The following is an 8,986-nucleotide window of genomic DNA, read 5'->3' as shown; positions in this document are numbered from 1 at the left end:
CCCGCACCGCCGCGACCGCGTCGGCGAACGGCCCGCCGCTGCGGTAGCGGATGCCGGGGCTCTTGGCCAGGGTTGTCTCGATCAACTCGCGGACGTTCGGCGGCAGCTCCGCCGGCAGCGGCGGCGGCGGCTCCTTGATGTGCTTCATCGCGACCGTGAGGGCGCCGTCGCCGGTGAACGGTCGCCGCCCGGCGAGCACCTCGTAGCCCACCACACCGAGCGAGTACACATCACTGGCCGCGGTGGCATCCTCGCCCAGCGCCTGCTCCGGGGCGATGTACTGCGCGGTGCCCATCACCATGCCGGTCTGGGTGACCGGGGCCGCGTCGACGGCCTTGGCGATCCCGAAGTCGGTGATCTTCACCTGGCCGGTCGGGGTGATCATGATGTTGCCGGGCTTGACGTCGCGGTGCACCAACCCGGCGCTGTGCGCGACCTGAAGGGCGCGCCCGGTCTGCTCCAGCATGTCCAGGGCGTGCCGCAGCGAGAGCCGGCCGGTGCGTTTGAGCACCGAGTTGAGCGGCTCGCCGTTGACCAGCTCCATCACCAGGTAGGCGGTGCGGCCCTCGCCGTCGATATCGGTCTCGCCGTAGTCGTGCACGCTGGCGATGCCCGGGTGGTTGAGCATCGCGGTGTTGCGCGCCTCGGCCCGGAACCGCTCGATGAACTCGGTGTCCGAGGAGAACTCGGGTTTGAGGACTTTGACCGCGACCCGCCGGCCCAGCCGCTGGTCCACCGCCTCCCACACCTGGCCCATGCCGCCGGTGGCGATCAGTCGCTGCAACCGGTAGCGCCCGGAGAGCGTCCCGCCCACCTGCGGGCTCATGATCGCCCCCGTAGGGCGGCCTCGATCACCGCCCGGCCGATGGGCGCGGCCAGTGTTCCGCCCGTCGCGGACGTCGAGCCGCCGTTCGCGGTGCCTTCTACCAAGACCGCCACCGCCACCTTTGGGGCGCGGGCGGGCGCGAAGGCGATGTACCACGCGTGCGGTGGGGTGTTCCGCGGGTCGGAGCCGTGTTCGGCGGTGCCGGTCTTGGAGGCGATCTCGACGCCCGGGATGGCGCCGTCCTGCCGGGTCGCCTTCTCGGCGTCGATCATCAGCTCGGTCAGCTCCGCCGCGACCTGCCCGGAGACGGCGCGGCGCAGTTCCCGCGGCGCGGTGAGGGCGATGTTGCCCAGGTCCGGCCCTTCCAGGCTGTCCACCAGGTAGGGCTGCATCGTCACCCCGCCGTTGGCGATGGTGGCAGCGATCATCGCGTTCGTCAGCGGCGTCACCGCGACGTCCTTCTGGCCGATGCTGGACATCCCGAGTGCGGCCGCGTCGGCGATCGACCCGATGGTGGACTCGGCCACCTGCAGTGGAATGGGTTCCGGTGCGACGTCCACGCCGAACGCCAGCGCGGTGTTGCGCAGCGCGGTCACCCCGGTGCTGATGCCCAGCTGGACGAAGGCGGTGTTACAGGACCGGGCGAACGCCACCCGTAGCGTGACGCTCGGTTCGGTGCCGCCGCCGCACGTCGCGCCGTCGAAATTCTCCAGGGTGAGTGTGCTGTCCGGCAGCGCGATCCGGGGTGCTGCGGTCAGCCGGTCGGTCTCGCGGGCCCCGGCCCCCAACGCGGCCGCGGTGGTGATCACCTTGAACGTCGAGCCGGGTGGGTAGGTCTCGCTGATGGCGCGGTTGACCAGCGCCGAATCCGGGCCGTGCAGACCCTGCCAGGCCCGGCCCTGCTCCGCCGAATCGTGCGAGGACAGCTGGTTGGGGTCGTACGACGGCGACGACACCAATGCCAGAATCTTGCCGGTGGCCGGTTCCAGCGCCACCACCGCACCCGGGCACGGGCCGCCGCACCCGTGCTGCATCGCCTCCCAGCCGGCCTGCTGCACCCGCGGATCGACGGTGGTGTCGACGTTGCCGCCGCGGGGCCCGCGGCCGGTGAAGAAGTCGGCGAGCCGCCGACCGAACAGTCGTGGGTCGGACCCGTTGAGCACCGCGTCCTCGGCACGCTCCAGCCCGCTGCTGGAGAAGCGCAGCGAGTAGAAACCGGTGATCGGGGCGTACACCGGGGGGTTGGTGTAGACGCGCTGGTAGGCGATCCGGTCGTCGGTGCGCACCGAATAGGCCAGCAGCTGGCCACCGGCGGTGATCTGGCCGCGCTGGCGCGAATACTCGTCGAGCAGCACCCGCTGGTTACGCGGGTCGCCGCGCAGGCCGTCGGACGCGAAAACCTGCGTCAACGTGGCGTTGACCAGCAGCAGGACGGTCAGCGCCATCAAGACCATCGCGGTGCGGCGCAGCGAGGTGTTCATACGCGCTCGATCACCTCGGTGCCCGTGTCGGCGATCGACGAGGTGCGCTTCGGCCGGGTGCTCAGCGGCCGCCGAGCGGCGTGCGACACCCGCATGACGATCGCGAGCAGCACGTAGTTGGCCAACAGCGACGACCCGCCGTAGGAGAGCCACGGAGTGGTCAGGCCGGTCAACGGAATGAGCTTGGTCACCCCGCCCACGACAATGAAGAGTTGGATGCCCAGGGTGGCCGCCAGGCCGGCCGCCAAGAGCTTCCCGAAGCTGTCCCGGACGGCGATCGCGGTGCGCATGCCGCGGATGATCACGATGGTGTACAGCATCAAGATGCCGGCCAGCCCGGCCAGCCCGAGCTCCTCACCGAAGGCGGCGATGATGAAGTCGGTCGACACCGCGGGCACATGGCCGGGTTGACCGTTGCCCAGCCCGGTGCCGAAAACCCCCCCGGTGGCGAAGCTGAACAGCGACTGCACCATCTGGTAGCCGCTGCCCTCCGGGTCGGCGAACGGGTCCAGCCAGTTCTGCACCCGGACCCGGACGTGCCCGAAGAGGAAGTACGCGGCCACGCTGCCGGCGGCGAACAAGGCCATCCCGAGCACCATCCAGCTGAGCCGCCGGGTGGCGATGTAGACGACCACCAGAAACGATGCGTACAGCAGCAGCGACGTGCCCAGGTCCTTCTCCACGGTCATCACGCCGATCGAGATGACCCAGGCGGCCAGCAGCGGTGCCAGGTCCCGTGGCCGGGGCAGGTTCATCCCCAGCACGTGTTTGCCGGCGCTGACGAACAAGTTACGCTTGGCCACCAGCACCGCGGCGAAGAAGATCAACAGCAGAATCTTGGAGAACTCGGCGGGTTGGATCGAGAGCGAGTCGTGCAGCCGGAGCCAGATCTTGGCGCCGTTCTGCTCGGAGAAGCCCGCCGGCAGCAGCGCCGGGACGGCCAGCAACACCAAGCCGACCAGCCCACTGAGGTAGCCGACGCCGGCGAGTTGGCGGTGGTCCTTCAGCGTGGCCAGCACCACCGCGAAGGTCACCACCGCGATCAACGTCCACAGCAGCTGCGAGGCGGCCCCGGGCCGGTCGGTGGGGTCGCCGATGTCCACGTCCAGGGCGATCCGGTGGATCATCACCACACCCAGGCCGTTCAGCAGCGCCACCACCGGGAGCAGCAGCGGATCGGCGTACCGGGCGTAGCGGCGGGTGACCAGGTGGGCGAACGTGAAAAGTGCCAGGAACGCGGCCGCGTAGCCGGCCAGATCCCAGCGTGCGCCCTGCTCCTGGCCCTCCTCGACGATCAGCAGGGCGACCGCGGTGACCGTGGTGGCGAAACACAGCAGGAGCAGTTCGGAGTTGCGTCGATCCGGCAGCGCCGGCGCCAACGCGACCGGCGCCTGCGGCTGCGTCGTCATTTCTGGCCTCGGCATTCGGCGCCGGGTTCGGGTGCCGGCGGCACGGTGCTGGTGGGCGCCGAAGCGGACTTCGACTGCGGCGCCGCCGCCGGTCCGCTGCGCGGCGGTATGCCCGGAGTCCCGGGTTGCCGGGTGGCCGGGGCGATTGTTCGACACACCGGCAACAGCGAATCGTGCACCAGGTTGCGCAGCTGGGCGCTGGCGGCGTCGAAGCCGCCGCCGGGCAGAGCGGCGCTGCTGACCGACTGACGGGCGGCCGGCTGCAGATCGCTGAGCTGCAGCGGCCGACAGCCGTGCTCCGCGGCGGACTCCCCGGGCTTGATCTGCTCCACTTCGTCGTGTCCGTCGAGGCAGGCCAGCTGGTAGGGCTTCTGCAGCCGGATGCCCAGGACCGAACCCTGCACGCCGCGCATGATCGCGACGGTGCCGTCGTGGTCGGCGACGTAGTAGTTGGAGCGGATCACCCCGTACCCGATCAGCAGGCCGGCCGCGATCAGCGAGGTCAGCAGCACCGCGGCGATGAGCAACCGCCGCCGCGAGTGCGGCGGGCGGGTCAGCGTCTCGACCTGGGGCAGAACCCGTGGGCCGGTCTCGCGGCGCGGAGTGAGCGCCGAAGCCCGCGCCGCGGCGCTGTTCGGCAGGCTGAGGCGGTCGTCGTGACCCGACACCGCACCGGCCAGGATCGGCTGGGTCTGGCTCTCCCCGTAGTCGGAGTCGACCACATCGGCGACGATGACGGTCACATTGTCCGGGCCGCCGCCGCGCAGCGCCAACTCGATGAGCCGCAGTGCGCTCTCGTTGACGTCGGCGATCTGCAGCGCCTCGTGGATGGTCTCGTCGCTGACCGGATCGGACAGACCGTCCGAACACAGCAGATAGCGGTCGCCGACCTGAACCTCGCGCATGATCAGCGTGGGCTCCACCTCGTGGCCGGTGAGGGCGCGCATGATCAACGACCGCTGCGGGTGGCTGTGCGCCTCCTCCGGCGTTATCCGGCCCTCGTCGACCAGGGTCTGGACGAAGGTGTCGTCCCGGGTGATCTGGCTGAGCTCACCACCGCGCAGCAGGTAGCCACGCGAGTCGCCGATGTGCGCCAAGCCGAGGCGGTTGCCGGCGAATAGGATCGCATCCAGCGTGGTGCCCATGCCCTCGAGTTCGGGTTTGCTCTGGACGTAGGCGGCGACCGCCGCGTTTCCCTCCTGGATCGCCGAGTTGAGCTTGCCGAGCAGGTCGCCGTCCGGTTCGTCGTCGTCGAGGGGCGCCAGGGCGGCGATCACCAACTGGGAGGCGACCTCGCCGGCGGCGTGCCCGCCCATCCCGTCGGCCAGCGCCAGTAGCCGGGCGCCGGCGTACACCGAGTCCTCGTTGTTTCCGCGCACCAAGCCGATGTCGCTGCGCGCCGCGTAACGCAGATGCAGACTCACCGGCGTAGCTCGATCGCCGTCTTGCCGATCCGGACCGGCGTTCCGATGGGAACTCGCACTGCCGTCGTCACCTTCACCCTGTCAAGGTAAGTGCCGTTGGTCGATCCTAGGTCTTCGACATACCATTCCGACCCGCGCTGTGAGAGCTTAGCGTGCCGGGTGGAAGCGTAGTCGTCGGTCAGCACCAGGGTGGAGTCGTCGGCCCGGCCGATCACCACCGACTGTTCCCCGAGGGTGATCCGGGCGCCGGTGAGCGGACCCTCGGTCACCAGCAGGTAGCGCGCGGCGGTCCGCCGCTGCCGGGACGGCAGCAACGCACCACCGAGTGAGAAGTTGCGACGCACCATGACCGCCCCCGTCGGCGCGTAGATGTCGGTGCGCAGGATGCGCAGAACCGACCAGATGAACAGCCATAACAACGTCAAGAACCCGGCACGCGTCAGCTGCAGCACCAGTCCCTGCATCCCGCGGACCTCCTCCTTGCCCGGATCACGCCGTCCTCGTGACCGCGAGTACACCGGCAAGGTCACGATACTTGGACAGTGATCGACACGGGTGCGCACGACCGCAGGCGGCCGCCCTCAGCCGGATCAGTGGACGCGGACGACGATCTCGGAATGACCGACCCGGATCACGTCACCGTCGGCCAACTGCCACTCCTGCACCGGCGCGTTGTTCACCGTGGTGCCGTTGGTGGAGTTGAGGTCGGAGAGCAACGCAACCCGGCCGTCCCAGCGGATCTCCAGATGACGACGGGATACCCCGGTGTCCGGAAGCCGGAACTGCGCGTCCTGCCCCCGACCGATCACGTTGCTGCCCTGGTGCAACTGGTAGGTGCGACCGCTGCCGTCATCCAGCTGGAGGGTGACCGAACTGGCCGAGTAACCGCCCTGCCCGTAGCCGTCATAGCCGCCGCCGGCCGACTGGCCGTAGTCGTAGCCGCCCTGGGGTTCGCCGTAGCCGCCCTGATGTTCGCCGTAGCCGGCCTGCGGTTCGCCGTAGCCGGACGGGGCCTCGTAGCCGGTGCCGGCCGACGGGCCGTAGTCGTAGCCGGCCGGCGCACCGGCTGGCGCCTGGTAGCCGCTGCCGGCCGATTGGTTGTAGTCATAGCCGCCGGGGGCCTCGCCGTAGCCGGCCTGGGCGGGGGCTTCGCCGTAGCCGGCCTGCGGTTCGCCATACCCGGTCGGGGCCTCGCCGTAGCCGCTCGGCCCGCCCGGTTGCGCCGGCGGGTAACCCCCGCCGGGACCTCCGGCGGGCGGCGCTTCGCCGTAGCGGCCGTAGTCCTGCTGGCCGTACTGCGCGCCGCGCGGGTCGTAGCCACCCTGCTCGGGATAGGGCGGACGCTGCTCCGGCTGCCCGTAGTCGCCGTAGCCCGGCTGACCGCCCGGGGGCGGACCGTAGCCGCCGGGTGCCGGCGGATAACCGGCATCCCGACCCGGTGGCGGGCCGTAACCGGCCGGCGGACGCTGCTCATACGCCGGCGGGCCGTAGCCGGCCGGTCCCTGCCCCGGGTAACCACCCTGCTCCGTCGGCCGGGGCGGCGGGTAGCCGCCGCCGGGTGCCTGGTCGGGGTAGCCACCCTGCTCCGGAGGACGCGTACCGGATTCCGGCGGGTAGGGGCCGGGCTCCTGGCCGCCGCGGGCATCGTCCTGATGGCGGCCGTAGCGCTCGTCGTACTGGTCGTCGCCCGGCCAGCCCTGCCCCTGTCCGCCGTGGTAGCTGAGGTTGTCGGTCATCGCTGGTACTCCTGACTCTGCGTCAAACGGGTGCTCTGATTGTGGCGGGGTCGAGTCCCCGGCTGCCGGGCGGTGGCTGGCATCGGGGTTGACGGCACCGTGCGCACGCACCTGCCCAGTGTGCAGGGTTGGCGACTGACGGAACCGAACAACCACATCACCATACGTTTCCCACCCTTGTTCCCCTATATATGCGGTCAAAATTCTGGCGAAAGTTACCGCAGCGAGACCCGGGTCCGCGGCAACATTCTCGTAGTCGTGCGCACCGAGGGTAATGACATATTCGTTCGGAGCCAAAAGGCGATTGCCGCCCAGCCTGCGTATCCCGGCGGCCGCCTCTCGACGCAGCGCCGCCGTCAATTCCTCCGGGACGATCTCGCCGCCGAACAGCCGTGCCGAGGCATCGTTGACGGCGGCCTCGAGTCTGCGCTCGATGCGCCGAACCAGCCCGCGCTGGCCGCCCATGCTGCCCCTGCCTCACCTGCCGTCACCGGCCTTCCGTTTCGGTGGCTCGCCCCGCTGGTGCGCAGCGGTGCAATCAGCCCCGAACTATGGTATTGCACCGCACCAGTTTCGCGCGTTTGCTTCTCCCCGCAGAGCGCATTCGGTCAGCTCAGAGCTGACGATCGGGCCGGCGGGCGAGCACCACGGCGGCCGCCGCGAGCGCTGCCGCGCCGATTCGGAGCGGGTTCCCAACCGTGGTAGGCTCCAGCGGTTGCCCGGGCGAGTGGCGGAATGGCAGACGCGCTGGCTTCAGGTGCCAGTGTCCTTCGGGACGTGGGGGTTCAAGTCCCCCTTCGCCCACCGTGTCGTGAGTCGCGTCATGAGTTACAGATCACCCCGGCCGACGGCCGGGGTGATCTGCTGGTTGGGCCAGTAATTGTCGGCGTCGACCGGCCGGGCTTTGACACGAATCACACCTGTCACCGATGACGCGGCTCATCGGGCAGTCCGGCAGGTGTCACCGATGTCGCGGCTCATCCGGCTCGCACACCCCTTTCGCGACCGAGCTAGCCGGCGCAGCGCGTATGTTCTGCTGTGTTCGCCTGCGTGTCTGCTGGTGGGTGGTGGAGGGTTTTTGGTGGCGTTGAGTCCAGGGTCGGTTGTTGCCGGGTATCGCATCGAGAAGGTGTTGGGGTCCGGTGGGATGGGCACGGTGTATCTGGCTGCCGATCCGGTGTTGCCGCGCAGTGTCGCGTTGAAGGTGCTCTCGGCGGAGCTCTCCCAGGATGAGGCGTTTCGGGCGCGGTTCATCAAGGAGGCCGATCTGGCGGCGACGTTGGAGCATCCCAACATCGTTGCGGTGCACAGCCGGGGTGGCACCGATGCGGGTCAGTTGTGGATCGCGATGCAGTACGTGGCCGGCAGTGATGCCGCCAGTGAGCTCAGGTCGGGTCGGATGACGCCCGGGCGGGCGGTCTACATCGTCGGTGAGGTCGCCAAGGCGCTGGATTATGCGCACAGCCGCGGGGTGGTGCACCGTGATGTGAAGCCGGCGAATTTTCTGCTTGCCGCGGTCGGTGACCGGGTGTTGTTGGCCGATTTCGGGATTGCCCGTGCTCTTGATGACGGCGGGTTGACCGCGACCGGCGTGGTGATCGGCAGCATCGCCTATGGTGCCCCGGAGACGTTCGGCGGCCCGGTTGATGGTCGCGCCGATATCTACTCGTTGGGCTGTTCGCTGTATCAGTTGCTCACCGGGGCCACCCCGTTTGCCGGGTCGGGTAGCGCCCCGGCGATGATGGCCGCGCATTTGTCGGCGCCACCGCCGCGGGTGACCGACACGGTGCCGACGCTGCCGGCCGGGTTGAACGCGGTGATCGCCCATGCGATGGCCAAGGGCCCCGAGCAGCGTTACCGCAGCGCGCAGCAGTTGGCTGCGGCGGCCGCGGCGGCGCTGCACGAGGCGCCGGTGGCGCCGACGGTGGTCGGTGATCGCCCGGGAGCCGGGCCGATCAGCTACCCGAGCGGGTATTTCAGCGGTGCTCACCCCGGCCGGTTGCCGCGGCGGCGCTGGTGGCGGTCACGGTGGGCCGCTCTGGCCGTCACCGCCGTCGTGCTGGCCGCCGCGGCCGGGTCCGTCGGGCTGCTGCGTCACCATCCCGGCGCC

Annotated in this window: 7 protein-coding genes and 1 tRNA gene; 2 read left to right on the top strand and 6 right to left on the bottom strand. The window is 69.9% G+C overall.

Annotated elements, in window-relative coordinates:
* From AC2VNT_RS15170 to AC2VNT_RS15145, 6 genes are all read right to left on the bottom strand, one after another.
* The coding region (locus tag AC2VNT_RS15170; RefSeq protein WP_486947641.1) for a serine/threonine-protein kinase at positions 1 to 826 on the bottom strand (826 nt) is incomplete at its 3' end.
* Positions 823 to 2,307, bottom strand: a complete 1,485-nt coding sequence (gene pbpA / locus AC2VNT_RS15165) for a D,D-transpeptidase PbpA (protein WP_486947640.1) — start codon at positions 2,305 to 2,307, stop codon at positions 823 to 825. The genes pbpA and AC2VNT_RS15170, both read right to left, overlap by 4 nt.
* Positions 2,304 to 3,716, bottom strand: coding sequence for an FtsW/RodA/SpoVE family cell cycle protein (locus AC2VNT_RS15160; RefSeq protein WP_486947639.1), 1,413 nt, complete (start codon positions 3,714 to 3,716; stop codon positions 2,304 to 2,306). Before AC2VNT_RS15160 ends, pbpA begins: the two co-directional genes overlap by 4 nt.
* Positions 3,713 to 5,140, bottom strand: a complete 1,428-nt coding sequence (locus AC2VNT_RS15155; RefSeq protein WP_486947638.1) for a PP2C family protein-serine/threonine phosphatase — start codon at positions 5,138 to 5,140, stop codon at positions 3,713 to 3,715. The genes AC2VNT_RS15160 and AC2VNT_RS15155 overlap by 4 nt, the downstream gene beginning before the upstream one ends.
* The gene (locus AC2VNT_RS15150; RefSeq protein ID WP_486947642.1) at positions 5,137 to 5,604 is read right to left on the bottom strand and encodes an FHA domain-containing protein FhaB/FipA; all 468 of its coding nucleotides are present in this window, start codon (positions 5,602 to 5,604) and stop codon (positions 5,137 to 5,139) included. Before AC2VNT_RS15150 ends, AC2VNT_RS15155 begins: the two co-directional genes overlap by 4 nt.
* Positions 5,605 to 5,730: 126 nt before the next feature.
* Complete coding sequence (locus AC2VNT_RS15145) at positions 5,731 to 7,341, bottom strand: FHA domain-containing protein (protein ID WP_486947637.1); 1,611 nt, start codon at positions 7,339 to 7,341, stop codon at positions 5,731 to 5,733.
* A 256-nt stretch (positions 7,342 to 7,597) separates the two neighbouring features.
* Here AC2VNT_RS15145 and AC2VNT_RS15140 point away from each other — a divergent pair.
* A tRNA-Leu gene (locus AC2VNT_RS15140) sits at positions 7,598 to 7,680 on the top strand.
* 277 nt (positions 7,681 to 7,957) lie between these two features.
* The coding region (locus tag AC2VNT_RS15135) for a serine/threonine-protein kinase (protein WP_486947636.1) at positions 7,958 to 8,986 on the top strand (1,029 nt) is incomplete at its 3' end.

The organism is Mycobacterium sp. TH-M15 (genome assembly GCF_057473705.1).
The sequence above is the reverse complement of the archived record's forward strand: the minus strand, read 5'-3'. Positions and strand labels throughout refer to the sequence as shown.

What these genes read in the sequence shown, in the direction of transcription:
- pbpA (WP_486947640.1), bottom strand. Translation starts at nt 2,307, where the DNA reads ATGAACACCTCGCTGCGCCGCACCGCGATGGTCTTGATGGCGCTGACC.
- AC2VNT_RS15160 (WP_486947639.1), bottom strand. Translation starts at nt 3,716, where the DNA reads ATGACGACGCAGCCGCAGGCGCCGGTCGCGTTGGCGCCGGCGCTGCCG.
- AC2VNT_RS15145 (WP_486947637.1), bottom strand. Translation starts at nt 7,341, where the DNA reads ATGGGCGGCCAGCGCGGGCTGGTTCGGCGCATCGAGCGCAGACTCGAG.
- AC2VNT_RS15150 (WP_486947642.1), bottom strand. Translation starts at nt 5,604, where the DNA reads ATGCAGGGACTGGTGCTGCAGCTGACGCGTGCCGGGTTCTTGACGTTG.